Below are 19402 nucleotides of genomic sequence, written 5' to 3'. Positions count from 1 at the left end.
ATCAAAAGAAACAATTGAAGAGTTGCTTGCGAAAGGCGACTCGCTTAAAGAAGAGGTGGCCAGTGCCATCACGCACGGACTCGGTGTCATCTTCAGCATCGTCGCTTTAGTATTGCTAGTCCTGCAAGCCTCGAAGTCGGGCAGTGCCTGGAACATCACCGCCGTCAGTATCTTTGGCGCGACGATGATTTTACTCTATCTGTTCTCGACATTGATGCACTCACTCATGCATACGCGTGCCAATAAAGTGTTGCAGATCCTTGATCACGCGGGAATCTACTTATTGATTGCCGGCAGTTATACACCGTTCGCCCTGATTACGTTACGGGGACCGCTCGGTTGGACATTGCTCGGAATCGTCTGGGGTGTCGGGATACTCGGCATCATCTGGAAACTGTATTCGACCGGTAAACATGTCTGGATTTCGAATGCCTCGTACCTGATTCTTGGCTGGTGTTGTCTGTTTGCGATCAAGCCGATGTATGAAGCACTCGGATTACAAGGATTTTTACTTTTGCTTGGCGGCGGTCTCGCCTATTCACTCGGCGTCATCTTTTACGTCTGGGCCCGCTTGCCTTATAATCACGCGATTTGGCATCTGTTTGTCCTTGCCGGCAGCGTCCTGATTTTCTTATCGATTTTCTATTACGTTGCTCCGGCACCGGCACCGCTGTCTTGAAAAACTTAAAGTTACGGGACTGGCTCCCGTTTACCCTCTACATGCTGATGGGTGCCGGACTGCTCCTGTATTTCCGTTTATCGGGAATGATGGAGCAGTTTGATATTCAGGCCTTGTCTGACTGGATTCGTCAGCAGGGCGCTTTCGGCATGTTGCTGTACATATTGGCGTATACGATCCGTCCGCTCGTCTTTTTCCCGGCGAGTCTGCTGACGGTGTTTGGTGGTTATACCTACGGTCCGTGGATTGGAACGATTCTTGATGTCGTCGGGGCAGGGACCGGCAGTTTGCTAAGTTTTTGGATTGCCCGTCTGCTCGGTCGGCGCGGCATCGAAAAGATCATTGGAACCGGTAAGTTGACGATTCTTGATGAACGGATTGCCACGAATGGATTCTTCGTCGTCTTAACAGTTCGACTCATTCCGCTGTTTCCGTTTGACGCGATCAGTTATGCGTCCGGTCTGTCGAAAATTAAATTCCGTCAGTTTGCGCTCGCCAGTTACCTCGGCATCATTCCCGGAGCTTTCGTTTACAACAATATCGGGGCGAGCCTGCGCGATCCGTTTTCCTGGCAGTTTTTCTTTGCGATTTTCTTGTACCTGTTCTTTTTCATCGTCGGTTTTTTTGCCCAACGAAAACTACGAAAAAAACAAAACATCGAGCACATGTAAGCGCTTTATGTCATAATATGAATGCAGAGATGTGAACCGACACGGTAAAACAGCCTAGCATTTATTTAGGGGGAGTAATGAGTGATGGAACGAGTATTACGGGATGGTTTTATCTTCTTATCGCAAAATAAGACATTGAATGGTCTGGCAAAACGGTACGGCCTGAAGTTCGGCGCAGGGCGCTTTGTGGCAGGGGACTCACTTGAAGCTTCAAAACGGGCAATTCAAGATTTGAACTCCAAGGGATTATGCGTCACGATGGATCACCTCGGTGAGTTCATCTCGACGGTTGCGGAAGCGGAAATGATGACGCAGGAATGTATTCGGGCGGTGGAAATGATTGCGGAAGAGAAATTAGACTCGCAACTTTCACTGAAACTGACGTCACTTGGTCTTGATATCTCGGACGAATTGATTCGCTCGAACATGGAACGGATTTTGACACGGGCGAAAGAAGTCGGTGTGTTCGTGACGATTGATATGGAAGACGAGCCGCGTTGTGAAAAAACGATCCAATTGTTTGAAGAATTGCGTCAATCCTTTGATAACATCGGAACGGTCATCCAGTCATACCTGTACCGTTCGGAAGACGACATCAAACGTGTCGGACGATTCGAGACGAATTTGCGGATCGTTAAAGGGGCCTATAAAGAGCCGGCAACGGTTGCTTTCCCGGAAAAAGAAGATGTGGACCACAACTACATCAAACTCGTAAAACTTCAACTGTCACTCGGTAACTATGCCGCGGTCGCAACGCATGACGACGCGATGATTGAACAGATCATCCGTTATGCAAAAGAAAACGGCATCGGCAACGACAAGTTCGAATTACAGATGCTGTACGGCATCCGCGTCGAACGTCAGCTTGAACTCGTGAAGCTCGGCTATAAAGTCCGTGTTTACGTCCCTTACGGCCGTGACTGGTACGGCTACTTCATGCGCCGCTTAGCGGAACGTCCGGCAAACGTGGCGTTTGTCCTTAAAGGTATGGTTAAAGGATAATAACGAATAATAGAGAAATGAAAGATGGAGCTGTCATAGCTTCATCTTTTTGTTTTATCGTTTGAAAGATTTTTCTCTTCCCGTGCTTTCCTCGGGCGAGACGCAAGTCGCGACTCTTTGACCCGTAGGATCAACGAGCCGGGTCTCGCCTGTCTCTGACAGCACAAAAAACTTTTCCCCGTAGAAGTCACGGGAAGCAAATCTTTCTTCACTTATTACATAGGAGGTATGGTCATGTACGTAACGGAACAGCAGTTGAAAGAGCAATTGCAACAAGAGAACACAGTGATTTCGGAGGAATTGCTGGAACAGATGTTGTATCATATCGGCAGTTTGGATCCGGTCCTTCGGGATGAACTGATCTTTTCACGACTTGCGGAATGGATCATGTCAGAAACATTTACAGCGGCATCTGCCAAACGGATTGTGTCGTTTGTCCTCAGTTCGGACGGATTGTTTTATCAATTGACGACTTCGGATGAGACGGCCGTGTTCACCCGGTCCTTCTCCGCACTGCTCCTTGCGGTTGTGCTGGAAAAAGACGCTGCAACACCGCAACTGGATGAGACAATCTACGACCAGCTTTCTGATCAGCTGTTGCTGTATCTGAATAACGAAACTGATTTTCGGGGACAGGTGCCATCTTACGGCTGGGCTCACAGCATTGCCCATATTGCGGATGTGTACCAGGTCTGGTTGGCTCATCCCCGTTGTAGAGTAGCAGAACAACAGCCGGCAATCGTCCGCTTTATCGAAATTTTGACAACGCCTGTATATCATTTCATAGATGAAGAGCACGAGCGTGTGATTTCCGCTTGGATGGTGGCAAGGGAGCAGGGTATTGCAGACGAGACATTTTTTGCAGGATTGGAGTCAGCGGTTAAACCCTGGCTCGATGTACCGGTGACATGGAGTGAGGAACGATTTAATCTGCTCCGGAATACCAAACAGTTGTTACAAGCCTTTTACTTCCGCGTTAAATGGCAGGACAAGACGTCGACTCTTCCGGAACGGATCGAACACTTGCTGTTTCAAATCCATCAACGGTATCAGTAAACGAAAAACAGACGTGTCCACTCGACTTCTACGGGAAAAGGAAGCTAGCTTCCGTCAGAGACAGGCAAGACCCGGTCATCGCTGAGATGACAGCTCGCTTGCGTCCCGCCCGAGAAAAGCGGGTGGACATACGTCTGCTTTAGAACTTATGATTTTTTAGTTCTTCAGCACTCAATCCGTTTCCCGCGTCCGAAACGCAAATAAACAGGAAAACGCATGGGCCTGATCAAGCAACCGGTGACCGGTCATGACGGCACCTTCTTTTTGAATGACGGCTTCCTCAAGCAACGTCCAGCCGAGTTCGTCTGCCAGTTGGACCAGTTCCCACGGCATCATCGTATTGCCCATCGGTGCCTCTTCCCCGTGCAGACGACGGTAGGATAATGCCCGTGGTGCTGCTGTTGGTCCGAGCAGACTGATGACGACGAGTGGGGAAACGCGGCTGATTTCTTTAAGTACCGTGACGGGACGCGTTGACCATTCGAGTGAATTGACGACGAGAACGACGTCAAACGTATCATCCGCAAACGGTAACGCTTCGCCGGTTCCGACGACGAAGTCGAGTGCCGGTGATTTGTCACGGGCGATCCGGATCATTTCTTCGGACAGATCAAGTCCTGATACTTGAAACGCGTCTGCGAGCAACCGGCAGGCCGCACCGTCACCGCATCCCAAGTCGAGTAAGTTGCCGGACGTAATGACGGACTTCAGAAACGGAATGATCGTTTTCCGGCTGCCTGTCGTCCACATCATCTCCGATCGTTCCGCCCAGTCGGTCGCTTTTTGATCCCATAATTGTTCTGTCGATTTCATGAGAACTCCCCCTTTTGATTTCAGTCTAACAGGAAAATTTGACCAATAGCTGATTTTTTATTGCTACTGAATGATAATTCATTTATGATGGAGATGTAGAAGGAAGCAGTGGAAAAACGGACGGCTTCTTTTTTTGTCAGAATAATGAATGGTTGTTCATTCAATTACGAATCAGGGGGTCTATCATGGCGAGTCAAATCGGTCAGCCGACCACAGTACACACGACGAAACATATTCAATTCGCCGTCATTATCGGTTCAGGGGTCATGGGTGCAGGGATTGCCGCACACCTCGCGAACGCGGGAATCCGGACATTGATGCTTGATATCGTACCAAAAGAATTAACGGCGCAGGAGACGAAACAAGGATTGACGCTGGAAGATGCATCAGTTCGTTCACGGATTGCCCGTGACAACCGGCAAAAGTTGCTCAAACAAAATCCGGCACCACTAGCTTCCAAACAATTGATTGAGTTAATCGAAGTCGGAAATCTCGAAGACGATCTCGGACGTCTCAAAGAAGCCGACTGGGTGATTGAAGTCATCGTTGAACGGCTTGACGTCAAACAACAGTTATTCGCAACAATCGAACCGTTCTTACGAGAAGATGCAATCGTCAGTTCCAACACGTCAGGGATTTCAATCGAAGCGATGCGCGAAGGACGTTCGGAATCGTTTAATACCCGGTTCCTCGGGACCCACTTCTTTAATCCGCCGCGTTACTTGAAGCTGCTCGAACTGATTCCGACACGTGATACCAATCCGGAAGTCGTCCAGTTCATGAAACAGTTTGCCGAAGAACGTCTCGGTAAAGGCGTCGTCATCGCAAAAGACACACCAAACTTCATCGGCAACCGGATCGGAACATACGGGTTGCTCGTCACGATGGATGAAATGAAAAAAGGCGGCTATTCGATCGGAGAGGTCGATTCCGTCACTGGACCATTGCTCGGTCGTCCAAGCTCCGCGACATTCCGGACGCTTGATGTCGTCGGGATTGATACGTTCGTTCACGTTGCGAACAACGTCTATGACCTGTTACCGGACGGAGCGGAAAAAGACACATTTGCCGTACCGGCAGAAATGAAACGATTGGTTGACGAAGGGTCACTCGGGGCGAAGTCGGGTCAAGGCTTCTACAAAAAAGCCGGCAAGCAGATCCTCGAACTCGATCTAACGACTTTTGAATACGTTGGAAAGAAAGCGCTTACTGAACCGTCGATCGGTCAAGCAAAAGCTCTTCCGGGCGCTAAAAATAAACTGAAAGCTGTTGTCTTTGCGAAGGACCGTGTCGGTGCGTTACTTTGGCCAATCCATGCGAAGACGTTACTGTACTCGGCTCAACTGACACACGAAATCGCGGATGACATCAAAGCGATTGACGAAGCGATGAAATGGGGCTTCGGCTGGAAGATGGGACCGTTCGAGACGTGGGATGCCCTCGGCGTCGAGAAGACGGTCGCGAAGATGAAACAGGACGGATACGATGTCCCGGCCTGGGTCGATGAGATGCTCGCAGCAGGCGTCACCAGCTTCTATAACGAAGACGGTCAGTTTTACGATGCGCAGTCACAAAAATATGTCGGCAGTGCGGTCAACCCGAAAGAAATCCGTTTACGCGACGTCCGCAAATCAAACGGCGTCCTGCTTGAAAACAACGGAGCGCGTCTGATGGATCTGGGAGACGATGTCGCCGTCCTTGAATTCACGTCGAAGAGTAACGCGATCGGCGTCGATATCATGCAGATGATCGAACAGTCGATTGATCTCGTTGAAAAAAATCACCGGGGTCTTGTCATCGCCAACGACGGCAAAAACTTCTGTGTCGGGGCGAACCTGGCGATGATGTTGATGGAAGCAGAGGATGAAAACTGGTTCGAACTCGACTGGATCATCAACAAGTTCCAGCAATCGATTCAGAAAATCCGTTATGCATCGCGTCCGATCGTCGTCGCGCCGCAAGGGATGACGCTTGGCGGCGGAACGGAAATTTCGCTTCCGGCAGCCCGGTTGCAGGCAGGTCTTGAAACGTATATGGGACTCGTCGAAGTCGGTGTTGGTCTGATTCCGGGAGGCGGCGGAAACGTCAACACGTATCGCCGTCTGCTTGAGAATACACCGGACGGACTCGTCAACATCGAAAAAGCCGCGCAGAAGACGTTTGAGAACGTCGCGATGGCGAAGGTTTCGAAATCGGCCTTTGAAGCACGGGAACTCGGGTATGTCCGGACCGTCGATCAGATTTCGATGAACCGGGATCACTTGACGTTTGATGCAAAACAATTGGTGCTCGAACTCGACCGGACAGGCTACACGGCGCCGGCCCATACCAAGATTCCGGTCGTCGGCCGGGCCGGGAAAGCGACACTTGAGCTCGCGACCCGTGAAATGTTGTACGGCGGCTATATCTCGGAACATGATTTAAAAATTGCCAGTAAACTCGCACACGTCATTGCCGGCGGGAACGTTTCGTTCGGAACGGCAGTCGACGAACAATATATGCTCGATATCGAACGGGAAGCCTTCCTGAGCTTGATTGGCGAACTGAAAACACAACAACGGATGCAACATATGCTTGTCAAAGGCAAGCCGCTCCGTAACTGATGACTGGGGGGATTCGAATGAAGGAAGCAGTAATCGTCGCCGGTGCACGAACACCGGTCGGCAAAGCAAAAAAAGGATCATTTAAGTCAATGCGTTCTGATGAACTCGCAGGTATCGCCATCAAGGAAACGTTGAAACGGGCGAACTACACCGGAGCAATTGATGACGTCATTCTCGGGTGCGCCTTACCGGAAGCGGAACAAGGGATGAACATCGCCCGGTACGCATCCGTCCTCGGCGGACTGTCACATGAAGTGCCGGCGATCACGATCAACCGCTATTGCTCGTCCGGTCTCCAGTCGATTGCCGATGCGTCGATGAAAATCATGACGGGGCAAGCGACAGCCGTCATTGCCGGTGGTCTTGAGTCGATGAGCCAAGTACCGATGCCGGGACACGTCGTCCGACCAAATCCGTCAATCGTCGAAACGGAGCCTGAATATTACATGAGCATGGGACACACGGCAGAGCAGGTCGCCGCGACGTACCACGTCTCACGGGAAGATCAGGATGCCTTTGCCCTGAAAAGCCATCAAAAAGCAGCCGCTGCAATCGCGTCCGGCAAATTCGCCGATGAAATCGTCCCGGTGACGGTCACGGAACAGTACGTCAACGATGAGTTGAAAATTGAAGAAAAGACATGGGTCGTCGAACATGACGAAGGTGTCCGTGCCGATTCGTCACCGGAAGGTCTTGCCAAGCTCCGTCCGGCATTCCGTCTCGGCGGCAGTGTCACAGCGGGGAACTCGTCGCAGACATCAGACGGTGCAGCTGCCGTCCTGATCATGGAACGGGAAGAAGCGGAACGCCAGGGACTGCCGATTCTCGGGAAGTTCAAATCGTTTGCGGTCGGCGGTGTCCGTCCGGAAGTCATGGGAATCGGACCGGTCGTCGCGATTCCGAAGGCACTGGAACTTGCCGGCATCACGCTCGAAGACGTCGGATTGATTGAATTAAACGAAGCGTTTGCGTCCCAGTCACTCGGTGTCATCCGTGAACTCGGACTGAATGAAGACATCGTCAACGTCAACGGCGGCGCGATTGCGCTTGGTCATCCACTCGGGTGTACGGGAACGAAACTGACATTAACACTCTTGCATGAAATGAAACGACGGAACGTCCAATACGGCGTCGTCTCGATGTGTATCGGCGGCGGGATGGGTGCTGCCGGTGTATTCGAACTAGTTGAAGGAGGAACAGGACAATGAGCCAAACGACAAACGAATTGATTAAAGGTGGAAGTTTTGTACTGGATGAGTTACAAGCGGATCGTCTCTTTACACCGGAAGATTTTTCGGAAGAACACAAAATGATTGGTGACATGACGGCGAAGTTCGTCGAAGACCGTGTCGTTCCAGTCCTCGACCGGATTGAAAAACATGAGTTCGAGTTGTCGGTCGGTCTTCTGCGCGAAGCAGGCGAGCTCGGCTTGCTTGGTGCAGACGTTCCGGAAGCCTACGGCGGCTATCAGATGGACAAGATTTCATCGTCGATCATCACGGAGAAGTTTGCCCGCGGCCGTTCGTTTGCCCTCAGTTACGGTGCTCACGTCGGAATCGGTTCATTGCCAATCGTCTTCTTCGGGAACGAAGAGCAAAAACAAAAGTATCTCCCGAAACTGTCGTCTGGTGAATGGATTGCGTCTTACGCGTTGACAGAACCGGGCTCAGGTTCGGATGCCCTTGGTGCGAAAACGACGGCTGTCCTGAATGAAGCCGGCACACACTACATCCTGAACGGGGAAAAACAATGGATCACGAATGCCGGTTTTGCCAGCCTGTTCGTCGTCTACGCTAAAATCGACGGTGACAAATTTACAGCATTCCTCGTCGAAGGCGAGTACCCGGGTGTCTCGACCGGACTCGAAGAACAAAAGATGGGAATCAAAGGCTCGTCAACCCGGACGTTGATCCTGCAAGATGCGGAAGTACCGGTTGAAAACGTCCTCGGTGAAATCGGTCGCGGACACGTCATCGCCTTTAACATCTTGAACGTCGGTCGTTATAAATTAGCGGTCGGTGCGGTCGGATCATCAAAACGGGCAATCGACCTTGCCGTGCAGTATTCCAATGAGCGGAAACAGTTCAAGACACCAATCAGCTCATTCCCGTTGATCCAGGAAAAACTGGCGACGATGTCAGCGCAGACGTATGCGATGGAGAGCTCGGTCTACCGGACCGGCGGATTATTCCAGGACAGTCTCGATCAGTTGTCGGAAGAAGAGAGCAAAGACGGCAAGAAGATCGCCGATTCAATCGCTGAATACGCGATTGAATGCTCGATGAACAAAGTGTTTGCATCGGAAACGTTTGACTACGTCATCGACGAAGCGGTTCAGATTCACGGCGGATACGGCTTCATGGCCGAATATGAAGTCGAAAACATGTACCGTGATTCGCGGATCAACCGGATCTTCGAAGGTACAAACGAAATCAACCGTCTGCTCGTACCTGGCACGTTGCTGAAGAAAGCGATGAAAGGGGACTTACCGTTGCTCGCAGAAGCCCAGCGTCTGCAACAGGAAGTCATGAGCTTCATGCCGACGGAAGTCGGATCGGAACCACTCGACCGTGAACGTCATCTGCTCGCGATGATGAAAAAGATCTTCCTGTTGACGGCCGGAACAGCCGTTCAGAAGTATCAGGACAAGCTCCAAGGCGAACAGGAAATCCTCGCGAACACGGCAGACATCATGAGTGCGATCTATGCACTGGAGTCAGCCATCGTCCGGACGGAAAAAGCGATTGCCGCGAAAGGCGTCGAGAAAAACGAATTGAAAATCCGTTACACGGAAGTCTTCGCACAACAAGCCTTTGAAGGCGTGGAGCGGGACGCGAAGGAAACGTTGTACGCGGCAGCGAGCGGCGACGAGTTACGGATGCTACTGTCGGCACTGAAGAAGTTCAGCCGGTACCAGCCGATCAACTCGATCGGAACAAAACGTTTGATTGCGAAACGTTTGATCGAAGCGAACAAATATACAGTCTAAGTCAGGTTTACCGATTCGCCTTTGCAGGGAAAATCTCTGTAAGGGCGAATTTTTTCATTGAAGGAGGGAGCAAACATGCGACAAGAATTGACGGAACTCCAGTTTGCCATCGACTACTACAAATCACTCGAACGGCTTTCCGAGGAAGAATGGGAATTACCGCTTGCCGTCGATAAATGGACCGTTCAGGAATGTGTCAGTCATTTGTTTTTATGGGACCGGTACTATCTCGATCATGCCGTATCCAAGCTGCCGGATGAACGGTTGACGCTCGTTCAGACCGATTATGACGAGTTCAATCGCCTGGCGGTCGAATATGCCCATCATATCGATGCCCTCGCTTTAGTGAAAAAAGCCATCGGTGTACGCCGGGAACTGGTTACGCTCCTCGACCGGCTGACGGACGAACAGTATGAGCGGACATATGAAGGGACATTTCAGCCAAAGGCGTTTGTCGACTCCTTCATTGCCCATGACCACCACCATCAGGATCAAATCGATGCAGCATTGGCACGCTTGAAACGGGGCTGACCAATCTGCTAATCTGAAGACAGAGGTGATGAAAAAATGGTAACGATGTACGGTTATCCAAAATGCAGTACGTGTGTCAAAGCAAAAAAAGCACTGGAAACGAACGGTGTCGAAGTTGACTACAAGCATATCGTCAATGAGACACCGAGTGCCGAGACGATTCGGGAACTTCATCAAAAGAGTGGCGAACCGCTGAAGAAGTTTTTTAATACGAGCGGCCAGTCGTACCGGTCGCAAGGCATCAAGGACCGCCTGCCGAATCTGTCCGAACAGGAGCAATACGAATTGCTTGCAAGTGACGGGATGTTGCTGAAGCGTCCGATCGTCACAGACGGACAAGACGTGACAATCGGCTTCAAAGAAGAACTCTATCAAGGAAAATGGTATTAAGAAGGCTAGTTCATTTGGTATACTGAATGCGTTAGTCCACTATAGATCACAGGGGGAATCGCAAATGAGTCAAGTCAAAGACAATCTACGTTATTCGGAAGAGCATGAATGGGTCGAAGTAACAGGAAACAAGGCACGAATCGGGATTACGGATTTTGCGCAACACGAACTTGGCGATATCGTCTTCGTCGAATTACCAGAAGTCGGCGATACGATTTCTGCCAACGAGCCGTTTGGTTCAGTTGAATCGGTTAAAACGGTATCCGAATTGTACGCACCGATTTCAGGGAAAGTCGTTGCCATCAATGAGTCACTGTCTGATTCCCCGGAACTCGTCAACGAATCACCATTCGAAGGTGCTTGGATGGTCGATATCGAAATCGAAGATGATGCACAAGTAGAAGCGTTAATGGACGCAGCTGCTTACAAATCGATGATTAACGAGTAATACTTACGGAAAAGGCGGCAAGGAAACGATATCGTTTCCTCGTCGTCTTTTTTTCTGTATACTGGCACAAGATAAAACAAAACAGAGGGGGAATGGAACGGATGAAAGAAGTCACACAAGTCCCGGAAAACGGTTTTTTGTATGTCTATGCACCGATGTGTGGGACATGCGCCATCGCCAGTCGGATGCTTGAGATCGTCGAAGCGACAAAAGAGGAAGAATGGATCGTGCAGGCAAACGGAAACTTCATTCCGGACTTTTTAGAGCAAGCGCAGGTCATGAGTGTGCCGGCCTTGTTGAAGATTGAAGAAAATCAAGTCGTATCAAGGCTTTATGCGTTTCAATCGGTTCAAAATGTCTTTGCATTCTGTGCCGAATAACAAGAGGAATCCGTCTGAGATTTCTCTTTACGCTAAATTGTCGGAATATTTACAATAATTCATTGACAATGCTAAATTATGAATGGTATATTCATATCAACTTCTAGAAATGCTTTTATAGGAAGTCTGGCAGAGATATGAGTTGGCTGTTGTTTTTCATTCCAGAACCGTTCAAAAAAATCCTGTGTTGTTTGCTTGTCTCCCCTTAAGTCGTCCCCCAAAGACGAAGCGGCGCAAGGAAACCATTCGGGATTCGAGCAGGAGATCTGTCATGAGAGTCCAGTTCAACTGATATGTCGAAAAGGCGCCGCCCTCTGATACGACGAACGAAGAAGTTCGTGTCAGAGCTGGGTTTTCCTTCGTGGCATTTCTAACCACATTATTCGTGTTGCCGGTTCTCCGGCAGCGCCTTTTTTTTGTTTTCAAAAGAATTTAAAGCAGTCGTCTTGCCATTCGTAAATGTCCCTGCTACAATGCGATTAAGGTAAATTACTTTAATTCATATCCGATTAGTCGGAATTAAAAGAGAGATACGGAGGACGAACAGGCATGACAGTACGTTTTATGGATGTTTTTACAGAGTGGGCGTCAACATACGACGACACGGTAACGGGGCATGATCCGGAGTACAAAGAAGTCTTTCGTCGTTATGAAGAAATATTGGATACAGTCGCAACGAAAGCTGTCTCACCGGTCGTCGAGTTCGGTGCGGGAACTGGTAACCTGACGCAACGGTTGCTGGAGCGACATGATCATGTCCTCGCCGTCGAACCGAGTCCGGAGATGCGGGATATTCTCATCAACAAGATTCCGGAACTTCCGGTGCAGGACGGACATTTCCTGTCGTTTACGGCAGATGATGCGAAAAGCTTTGTTTCGACGTATGCGTTTCATCATCTGACGGATGAGGAAAAGGGAGAAGCTGTTGATTTGATGGCGAAGATTTTGCCGCACGACGGAAAAATCGTTTATGCCGATACGATGTTTGTTTCGGAAGAAGCCCGCTTACAAACGATTGCTGAAGCGAAAGCACAAGGATTTAACGGACTGGCGGAAGATTTGGAACGTGAGTTTTATCCACTGATTCCGGTGATGGAACAGATTTTTGCGTCACGCGGTTTTGATGTTTCATTCACACAATACAATCACTTCGTCTGGCTCGTAGAAGCCGAGAAAATGGGGGAATAAATCATGACACTCAAAAAAATGAACGTAGAAAGCTTTAACCTGGACCATACGAAAGTCAAAGCACCATATATCCGTGTTGCCGGTTACAAAGACGGTAAAGTCGACCAAGTCGTCAAATACGACATCCGCTTCACACAACCGAACGTCGAACAAATGCCGATGCGTGCGATGCACACACTCGAGCACTTACTCGCTGAAAACATCCGCAACTACTCGGATGACGTGATCGATGTGTCGCCGATGGGATGCCAAACAGGTTTCTACATGGCGATGATGAACTTCGATTCGGTCGAAAAAATGAGCGAACTCGTTGAGAAAACATTAAAAGACGTCTTAGCAGCAGAAGAAATTCCAGCGCAAAACGAAGTCCAATGCGGATTCGCAAGCGCCCACGACCTTAAAGGAGCGAAGCACTATGCCGAGAAAATGCTTGCCGGTCGTGATGAATGGGACATCGTCTTCGGATGATCGCGAAATCAGTCCGCGACCTCGTCGGAAATACGCCGCTCTACGAGATTACTTCATTCGATTTGCCTGCTGGTACGCGGATTTTGGCGAAGCTCGAATGGATGAACCCTGGGGGCAGCGTCAAAGACCGCCTGGGCATTCAACTCGTTGATGCCGCGATCGAACAGGGATATGTGACACGAGGCGGAACAATCATCGAACCGACTGCCGGCAACACCGGCATCGGTTTGGCGCTCGCCGCTAAAAAATATGACCTTCAAGTCATCTGTGTCGTTCCGGAAAAGTTCAGCCAGGAGAAACAGACGTTGATGCGTGCACTCGGCGCGACTGTCGTCAACACACCGACTGAGCTCGATATGCAGGGTGCGATCGATAAAGCCAAAGAACTCGGACAAACGATTCCAAACAGCTATGTTCCGCTTCAATTCGAAAACGAAGAAAATCCGGTTACGTATCAGCGGACACTTGGTCCTGAGCTGATGGCGGAGCTGGATCAGATTGATTGGTTCGTTGCCGGATGCGGATCAGGTGGAACGTTTGCCGGAACAGCGGCGTATTTAAAAGAACGTCTCGGGACAAAAGGTGCAATCGTTGAACCGGAAGGATCGGTCCTCAACGGGGGACCAGCCGGACCGCATAAGACGGAAGGCATCGGGACGGCCAAATGGCCAAGTCTCGTTTCCCGTGACTTAGTGGATGAAATTCATACGATTTCCGATCATGACGCTTTTACGAAAGTCCATGAACTGGCGGCCCGTGAAGGATTGCTCGTCGGCAGTTCGGCCGGCGCGGCACTCGTTGCAGCACTTGATCTGGCACATCGTTTTCCCGGCAGTACCATCGTCACCGTCTTTGCGGACAGTGCCGAACGGTATTTAAGCCAACAAATCTTTGAAAAGGTGGACGAGACACATGCGTAAAAAGACAGCATTGATTCATGGAGGAACAGGCGTCGATCGAGCAACAGGTGCCGTTACACCCCCGATTTATCAGACAAGTACCTACAAACAGGAAAAAATCGGTCAGTTAAAAGAAGGATATGAGTATTCCCGGACAGCGAACCCGACACGGACGAGCATCGAACGTCTGATTGCCGATCTTGAAGGCGGCGCACGCGGTTTTGCCTTCGGATCAGGAATGGCGGCGATTCACGCTGTCTTTAACCTGCTTGAGTCAGGTGACCATATCGTCATGACGGATGACGTCTACGGCGGAACGTTCCGTTTGATGCAACGTGTCCTGCCGAAGTTCAACATCCAAGTGACGTTCGTCGATACGACGGATCTCGCGGCGACGGAAGCTGCGGTGCAAGACAACACGAAGATGCTGTATGTCGAAACACCGACGAACCCGTTGTTGAAAGTTACAGATATCGCAGCAGTTGCTGAGATTGCGAAACGCAATAACTTGAAACTCGTCGTCGATAACACATTCGCGACACCATACTTGCAACAACCACTCGCACTCGGTGCAGATATCGTTCTGCACAGCGCGACAAAATACATCGGCGGTCATTCGGACGTCGTCGCCGGACTTGTCGTCGTCAACAGCGACGAGCTCGGAGAAGATCTTCACTTCATCCAAAACTCGACCGGCGGTATTCTTGGACCGCAGGACAGCTTCCTGCTCGTCCGTGGATTACGGACGCTTGGTATCCGGATGGATGCAATCGAAGAAACATCACACGATCTCGTTCAGTTCTTACAGGAACAGGACGTCGTCTCAAACATCTTCTATCCGGGACTGGCATCACATCCGGGTCACGCGACACAACAAAAACAAGCGACCGGTTTCGGCGGCATGATCAGCTTTGATGTCGGTTCAGCAGAAAATGCGGAGAAACTCGTCGAAGCGACACATTTCTTCACATTGGCTGAAAGTCTTGGAGCGGTCGAGAGTCTGATTTCCGTTCCGGCACGGATGACACATGCGTCGATTCCGGCAGAGCGTCGCGCAGAACTCGGAATTACGGATGGTCTCGTTCGGATCTCGGTAGGTCTTGAGGACGCGGAAGACTTGAAAGAAGATTTGGCACGTGCTTTCAGTCTGCTTCAACCGGTTTCAGAAAAAACTGTTTGACAAGCAAAATAACCCCTGCTAATATTCAGATTATATTAAAAATAACTTAATACCGATAACTCTTATCGAGAGTGGTGGAGGGACTGGCCCGATGAAACCCGGCAACCGCGGAATTTATTCCGAAGTGGTGCTAATTCCAGCAGACATTTGTCTGCAAGATGAGAGCAAATGGTTTTGTGTACTGAAAAAGTGCGCGCGTTTGCTCTAAAACGTGCGCACTTTTTTTATGTTTAGGAGGGACCGTATTGATTCGCTTACAGGATGTAGGAAAGATTTATCGCTCGAAGCGCGGATCGGTTGAAGCCGTCGTCAATGTCGACTTGTCAATCGAGCGCGGTGAAATTTTTGGAATAATCGGTTATTCAGGGGCAGGGAAATCAACACTGATTCGTTTGCTGAACATGCTGGAGGCACCGACGAGCGGCTCGATTCAAATCGACGGTGTCGAAATGACGACGCTCAAACCAAAAGAATTACGGGGCGTCCGTAAAAACGTCTCAATGGTGTTCCAACACTTTAATCTGCTTTGGTCACGGACAGTCGAAGAAAACATCATGTTCCCGCTTGAGCTCGGCGGTTATCCGAAAGCCCGTCGTAAAGAACGGGTTGCCGAACTGATTCAGCTCGTCGGACTCGACGGACGTGAAGGCGCTTATCCGTCGCAACTGTCTGGTGGACAAAAACAACGGGTCGGGATTGCCCGGGCACTGGCATCCAATCCGGACGTCTTACTCTGTGACGAAGCGACCAGTGCGCTGGATCCAAAAACGACCGACTCGATCCTCGAGTTGTTGGTCGACATCAACAAAAAATTAAAACTGACGATCGTCTTGATCACACACGAGATGCATGTCATTCAAAAAATCTGTCACCGGGTCGCCGTCATGGAAGCCGGGAAAATCGTCGAACAGGGACCGGTTGCTGAAGTATTCCGTCACCCGAAACAGGCGATGACCAAAGAGTTCGTCAAACAATTGACGTCACCGTCTGAAAACGAATTGACGTTTGCGAAATTACGCGAGCGGTATCCGACCGGGAAAATCGTCCAGCTGACGTTTGTCGGTTCGACAGCGGAAAGTCCGATCCTTGCCGAAGTCATGAAAGATTCGAACTTATTATTCAATATCATCGGCGGAAACGTCGGACAGACGCAGGACGGAGCACTCGGAACGCTGTTCATTCAGTTGCTCGGTTCGGAACAGGAAGCACAAGTGGTCATCGCCAAACTTCAAGCGAGTGACGTTGAAGTGGAGGTGGATCACCGATGAGTACATTTTTTGCAGATGTGGATTGGGATATGGTCTGGGAAGCAACAGGCAGTACGATCTATATGACGGCCGTTGCGGGACTTGCAACGTTTGTCCTTGGACTGGCAATCGGTCTGTTGTTATATGCGACGAACGAAGAATTATTGTTTAAAAATCGGACACTGTATTCCGTGCTCAGCTTTTTAGTCAATATCTTCCGTTCGATCCCGTTTATCATTCTATTGATCCTGTTAATCCCGATCACGAAAATCATCGTTGGATCATTCTTAGGACCAACGGCTGCGCTACCTGCGTTAATTCTAGGTGCAGCACCGTTTTACGGCCGGATGGTCGAACTGGCGCTTCGTGAAGTCGATAAGGGTGTCATTGAGGCGGCTGAATCGATGGGAGCAACGAAGTTCCAAATCATCTATAAAGTCCTGATTCCGGAAGCTCTTCCGGCAATCGTCTCCGGTATCACCGTGACGCTCGTCGCACTCGTCGGTTACACGGCAATGGCCGGGTTAGCCGGTGGTGGTGGACTGGGAGACATGGCCTTCATCGAAGGATTCCAGCGTTCACAAAATAACATCACGGTCATCGCGACACTGTTGATTCTTGTCATCGTCTTCATCATTCAAATTATCGGTGACCTGCTCGTCAAAGCCATCGATAAACGGTAACACCTATCTTATTTAACCTTGGGAGGAATCATTCATGAAACTTTGGAAAAAATTCGTCGGCACAGCAGCCGTATCGGTCTTAGCAGTCAGTCTTGCAGCATGTGGAGAAGAATCTTCATCAGGCAGCAGCGATTCAAAAACACTCGTCATCGGGGCGTCAAATGTTCCCCATGCTGAAATTCTCGAGCACGTCCAAAAAGAATATGAAGCAAAAGGCTATAAACTCGAAATCAAAAAGTTCCAGGATTACGTCCTGCCGAACAAAGCACTTGCTGAAAAAGAAATCGATGCGAACTATTTCCAACACGTGCCGTACCTGGAGCAACAGGAAAAAGAAAACAAAGACTATAAATTCGCGAGTGCCGGCGGCGTTCACGTCGAACCGCTCGGTGTCTACTCTAAAAAATACAAGTCTTTGGATGAACTGCCAAAAGGTGCAACGATTTTAACGAGCTCAAACGTCGCTGAACGCGGACGTGTCTTGACGTTCCTTCAAAACGAAGGACTGATCAAGTTGAAAGACGGTAAAACAACCGATGCACAGCTCAAAGACATCGCGGAAAACCCGAAAAACATCAAGTTCAAAACAAACATCGAAGCGTCACTCTTACCGCAAGCTTACAAAAACAACGAAGGCGACGCGGTCCTCATCAACACGAACTATGCGATTGACAACGGGTTGAACCCGTTGAAAGATACGATTGCACTGGAAGACGAGTCTTCACCGTACGTCAACATCATCGTCACACGTGACGGCGATGAAAAAGACAAGCGCGTCACGACATTGCTCGATATTCTCCACGAGAAAAAGAACCAGGACTGGATCACAAAAGAATACAAAGGTGCAGTCGTACCGGTCAGCAAATAAGTTGCTTCCTTCAATGCATTCTTCCTATATAATGGAAGGATGCATTGTTTTTTGTGCGAAAGGGGGATTTCCATGCAACGTTTGAAACAGCTTCATCCACTGACGGTCGGCGTCCTGCTCGGAACGTTTTTTGCAAGACTCGGGACATTCATCACGATGCCGTTTTTTGCGATTTACTTGTCGGTCGTTCTGAAGTTCAGTCCGGTTGATGTCGGCTGGATCCTCAGTATCTCGGCCATCGCCAGTCTGGTCATGAGTTTCGTCGGCGGGACATTATCCGACCGCTACGGCCGCCGGACGATGATGCTCAGCGGAACGTTTGGTTTTGTGCTTGTCTTTATCGGACTGGCCCAGGTCGAGACCTTTTGGGCATTCTTCATCCTGAGTGCCTTAAACGGTATTTTCCGGTCCATCTTCGAACCGTCCGCCCGGGCGTTGATCAGTGATACGACCGATGAAAAGAACCGGCTGTTCGTCTTTAACATCCGTTACACCTGCATCAATATTGCAGCTGCGATCGGACCGGGGATCGCCTTGTTGCTCAGTGCCGGCAATACGGCGGTTACCTTCTATATTACGGCGTTCGTTTACTTCGGCTACGGCGTCGCAATTTTTATTCTGTTCCGACGTCATCCGATCACGGAAAGTCACGGCGGGAAAAAGGTGTCGTTCGGGGCAACGGTCCGTCTGCTGAAGACCGACGTCGCCTTTACGTTCGCACTCGCCGGAATCATCTTCGGTGTCTTCGGCTACAGTCAGTTCAACTCGACGTTGCCGCAGTTTTTAACGACGACGACCTTATTGTCCGGGGGAACGAGTCTGTTTGCCTTGTTGATTACGATTAACGCGATCACCGTGCTCGTCGTTCAGTACCCGATCATGAAGTTCGGTGTCAAGACATCACCGCTCGTCTCGATCACGGTCGGTATTGCGACCGTTGCCGTCGGATTATTCGTCATGGGAACGGCCGGTACGGTCTGGCTGATGATTGGCGCGATGTTCATCTTCACATGCGGGGAAGTGATGATGTTTACGATGACGGACATTTTAACGGACAGCTTTGCGACACCGGAATTACGGGGAAGTTACTTCGGGGCGATGGGCTTGACATCGATTGGTCAATCGGTCGGACCGGTCATCGGCGGACAATTGTTACTTTATTTTGGACCGGAACGTCCGCTGCCGATTTTCGGTATTTTAGCCCTCTTGACAGTTCTCGGAATACCACTGCTCTTACTGTCACAGCGGGTTCATCGTCAAACGAAACCGGAAGAAGAGAAGGAAGTCGTCTCACTTTAAAGTCATTC

General features: G+C 50.0%; 20 protein-coding genes and 1 riboswitch. Of the genes, 19 read left to right on the top strand and 1 reads right to left on the bottom strand.

The genetic code is table 11. The annotated features are described in order from the left end of the window. Positions 1-13: 13 nt before the first annotated feature. The 4 genes from trhA (at position 14) to ABIC15_RS03100 (ending at position 3408) form a co-directional block, all read left to right on the top strand. Positions 14-679: a PAQR family membrane homeostasis protein TrhA gene (gene trhA / locus ABIC15_RS03115; RefSeq protein WP_354019856.1), complete on the top strand. Its 666-nt coding sequence runs from the start codon at positions 14-16 to the stop codon at positions 677-679. Next, positions 676-1350 (top strand): TVP38/TMEM64 family protein, encoded by a 675-nt coding sequence (locus ABIC15_RS03110; RefSeq protein ID WP_354019696.1) that lies wholly within the window; start codon positions 676-678, stop codon positions 1348-1350. The genes trhA and ABIC15_RS03110 overlap by 4 nt, the downstream gene beginning before the upstream one ends. A gap of 84 nt (positions 1351-1434) precedes the next feature. Further along, on the top strand, positions 1435-2352 hold the full coding sequence (locus ABIC15_RS03105) for a proline dehydrogenase family protein (protein WP_354019695.1): 918 nt from the start codon (positions 1435-1437) through the stop codon (positions 2350-2352). Between the two features lie 234 nt (positions 2353-2586). Next, entirely contained in the window at positions 2587-3408 is an 822-nt protein-coding gene (locus ABIC15_RS03100) for a DUF2785 domain-containing protein (protein WP_354019694.1), read from the top strand. 171 nt (positions 3409-3579) lie between these two features. Here the strand turns inward: ABIC15_RS03100 and ABIC15_RS03095 are convergent, their stop codons facing one another. Continuing rightward, positions 3580-4221 (bottom strand): class I SAM-dependent methyltransferase, encoded by a 642-nt coding sequence (locus ABIC15_RS03095; RefSeq protein WP_354019693.1) that lies wholly within the window; start codon positions 4219-4221, stop codon positions 3580-3582. 185 nt (positions 4222-4406) lie between these two features. Here ABIC15_RS03095 and ABIC15_RS03090 point away from each other — a divergent pair, with 185 nt between their 5' ends. The 15 genes from ABIC15_RS03090 (at position 4407) to ABIC15_RS03020 (ending at position 19394) form a co-directional block, all read left to right on the top strand. After that, on the top strand, positions 4407-6824 hold the full coding sequence (locus ABIC15_RS03090) for a 3-hydroxyacyl-CoA dehydrogenase/enoyl-CoA hydratase family protein (RefSeq protein WP_354019692.1): 2418 nt from the start codon (positions 4407-4409) through the stop codon (positions 6822-6824). A gap of 17 nt (positions 6825-6841) precedes the next feature. Further along, positions 6842-8032, top strand: a complete 1191-nt coding sequence (locus tag ABIC15_RS03085; protein ID WP_354019691.1) for an acetyl-CoA C-acetyltransferase — start codon at positions 6842-6844, stop codon at positions 8030-8032. Further along, on the top strand, positions 8029-9813 hold the full coding sequence (locus ABIC15_RS03080) for an acyl-CoA dehydrogenase family protein (protein WP_354019690.1): 1785 nt from the start codon (positions 8029-8031) through the stop codon (positions 9811-9813). Before ABIC15_RS03085 ends, ABIC15_RS03080 begins: the two co-directional genes overlap by 4 nt. 75 nt (positions 9814-9888) lie before the next feature. After that, positions 9889-10344, top strand: a complete 456-nt coding sequence (locus ABIC15_RS03075) for a DinB family protein (protein ID WP_354019689.1) — start codon at positions 9889-9891, stop codon at positions 10342-10344. 36 nt (positions 10345-10380) lie between these two features. Continuing rightward, positions 10381-10734 (top strand): arsenate reductase family protein, encoded by a 354-nt coding sequence (locus ABIC15_RS03070; RefSeq protein WP_354019688.1) that lies wholly within the window; start codon positions 10381-10383, stop codon positions 10732-10734. Positions 10735-10798: 64 nt separating this feature from the next. Then, entirely contained in the window at positions 10799-11182 is a 384-nt protein-coding gene (gcvH, locus tag ABIC15_RS03065) for a glycine cleavage system protein GcvH (protein ID WP_114595154.1), read from the top strand. A 101-nt stretch (positions 11183-11283) separates the two neighbouring features. Then, on the top strand, positions 11284-11562 hold the full coding sequence (locus tag ABIC15_RS03060) for a thioredoxin family protein (RefSeq protein ID WP_131972339.1): 279 nt from the start codon (positions 11284-11286) through the stop codon (positions 11560-11562). 549 nt (positions 11563-12111) lie between these two features. After that, positions 12112-12750: a class I SAM-dependent methyltransferase gene (locus ABIC15_RS03055; protein WP_354019687.1), complete on the top strand. Its 639-nt coding sequence runs from the start codon at positions 12112-12114 to the stop codon at positions 12748-12750. A 3-nt stretch (positions 12751-12753) separates the two neighbouring features. Continuing rightward, positions 12754-13218 carry an S-ribosylhomocysteine lyase gene (locus tag ABIC15_RS03050; protein ID WP_114595157.1) on the top strand — a complete coding sequence of 155 codons (465 nt, stop codon included), beginning with the start codon at positions 12754-12756 and terminating at the stop codon, positions 13216-13218. Beyond that, entirely contained in the window at positions 13215-14138 is a 924-nt protein-coding gene (locus ABIC15_RS03045) for a PLP-dependent cysteine synthase family protein (protein ID WP_012371210.1), read from the top strand. Before ABIC15_RS03050 ends, ABIC15_RS03045 begins: the two co-directional genes overlap by 4 nt. Then, positions 14131-15297 (top strand): bifunctional cystathionine gamma-lyase/homocysteine desulfhydrase, encoded by a 1167-nt coding sequence (locus ABIC15_RS03040; RefSeq protein WP_214766173.1) that lies wholly within the window; start codon positions 14131-14133, stop codon positions 15295-15297. The genes ABIC15_RS03045 and ABIC15_RS03040 overlap by 8 nt, the downstream gene beginning before the upstream one ends. 59 nt (positions 15298-15356) lie before the next feature. Continuing rightward, positions 15357-15462: riboswitch (SAM riboswitch) on the top strand. A gap of 80 nt (positions 15463-15542) precedes the next feature. After that, the gene (locus ABIC15_RS03035; protein ID WP_354019686.1) at positions 15543-16565 is read left to right on the top strand and encodes a methionine ABC transporter ATP-binding protein; all 1023 of its coding nucleotides are present in this window, start codon (positions 15543-15545) and stop codon (positions 16563-16565) included. Beyond that, the gene (locus ABIC15_RS03030) at positions 16562-17227 is read left to right on the top strand and encodes a methionine ABC transporter permease (protein ID WP_012371207.1); all 666 of its coding nucleotides are present in this window, start codon (positions 16562-16564) and stop codon (positions 17225-17227) included. Before ABIC15_RS03035 ends, ABIC15_RS03030 begins: the two co-directional genes overlap by 4 nt. 34 nt (positions 17228-17261) lie before the next feature. Then, on the top strand, positions 17262-18095 hold the full coding sequence (locus ABIC15_RS03025; protein ID WP_012371206.1) for a MetQ/NlpA family ABC transporter substrate-binding protein: 834 nt from the start codon (positions 17262-17264) through the stop codon (positions 18093-18095). Positions 18096-18167: 72 nt separating this feature from the next. Next, positions 18168-19394 (top strand): MDR family MFS transporter, encoded by a 1227-nt coding sequence (locus tag ABIC15_RS03020; protein WP_214766167.1) that lies wholly within the window; start codon positions 18168-18170, stop codon positions 19392-19394. Positions 19395-19402 lie beyond the last annotated feature (8 nt).

The sequence above is a fragment of the Exiguobacterium sp. PvP048 genome (assembly GCF_040549175.1).
Lineage (GTDB): Bacteria > Bacillota > Bacilli > Exiguobacteriales > Exiguobacteriaceae > Exiguobacterium_A > Exiguobacterium_A artemiae.
The sequence above is the reverse complement of the archived record's forward strand: the minus strand, read 5'-3'. Positions and strand labels throughout refer to the sequence as shown.

Excerpts from the sequence above, each read along its gene's own strand:
- ABIC15_RS03020 (WP_214766167.1), top strand. The coding sequence starts at position 18,168 with ATGCAACGTTTGAAACAGCTTCATCCACTGACGGTCGGCGTCCTGCTC.
- ABIC15_RS03080 (WP_354019690.1), top strand. The coding sequence starts at position 8,029 with ATGAGCCAAACGACAAACGAATTGATTAAAGGTGGAAGTTTTGTACTG.
- ABIC15_RS03075 (WP_354019689.1), top strand. The coding sequence starts at position 9,889 with ATGCGACAAGAATTGACGGAACTCCAGTTTGCCATCGACTACTACAAA.
- ABIC15_RS03100 (WP_354019694.1), top strand. The coding sequence starts at position 2,587 with ATGTACGTAACGGAACAGCAGTTGAAAGAGCAATTGCAACAAGAGAAC.
- ABIC15_RS03060 (WP_131972339.1), top strand. The coding sequence starts at position 11,284 with ATGAAAGAAGTCACACAAGTCCCGGAAAACGGTTTTTTGTATGTCTAT.
- ABIC15_RS03030 (WP_012371207.1), top strand. The coding sequence starts at position 16,562 with ATGAGTACATTTTTTGCAGATGTGGATTGGGATATGGTCTGGGAAGCA.
- ABIC15_RS03040 (WP_214766173.1), top strand. The coding sequence starts at position 14,131 with ATGCGTAAAAAGACAGCATTGATTCATGGAGGAACAGGCGTCGATCGA.
- ABIC15_RS03025 (WP_012371206.1), top strand. The coding sequence starts at position 17,262 with ATGAAACTTTGGAAAAAATTCGTCGGCACAGCAGCCGTATCGGTCTTA.
- ABIC15_RS03045 (WP_012371210.1), top strand. The coding sequence starts at position 13,215 with ATGATCGCGAAATCAGTCCGCGACCTCGTCGGAAATACGCCGCTCTAC.
- ABIC15_RS03085 (WP_354019691.1), top strand. The coding sequence starts at position 6,842 with ATGAAGGAAGCAGTAATCGTCGCCGGTGCACGAACACCGGTCGGCAAA.
- ABIC15_RS03055 (WP_354019687.1), top strand. The coding sequence starts at position 12,112 with ATGACAGTACGTTTTATGGATGTTTTTACAGAGTGGGCGTCAACATAC.
- ABIC15_RS03095 (WP_354019693.1), bottom strand. The coding sequence starts at position 4,221 with ATGAAATCGACAGAACAATTATGGGATCAAAAAGCGACCGACTGGGCG.
- ABIC15_RS03050 (WP_114595157.1), top strand. The coding sequence starts at position 12,754 with ATGACACTCAAAAAAATGAACGTAGAAAGCTTTAACCTGGACCATACG.
- ABIC15_RS03105 (WP_354019695.1), top strand. The coding sequence starts at position 1,435 with ATGGAACGAGTATTACGGGATGGTTTTATCTTCTTATCGCAAAATAAG.
- ABIC15_RS03070 (WP_354019688.1), top strand. The coding sequence starts at position 10,381 with ATGGTAACGATGTACGGTTATCCAAAATGCAGTACGTGTGTCAAAGCA.
- gcvH (WP_114595154.1), top strand. The coding sequence starts at position 10,799 with ATGAGTCAAGTCAAAGACAATCTACGTTATTCGGAAGAGCATGAATGG.
- ABIC15_RS03090 (WP_354019692.1), top strand. The coding sequence starts at position 4,407 with ATGGCGAGTCAAATCGGTCAGCCGACCACAGTACACACGACGAAACAT.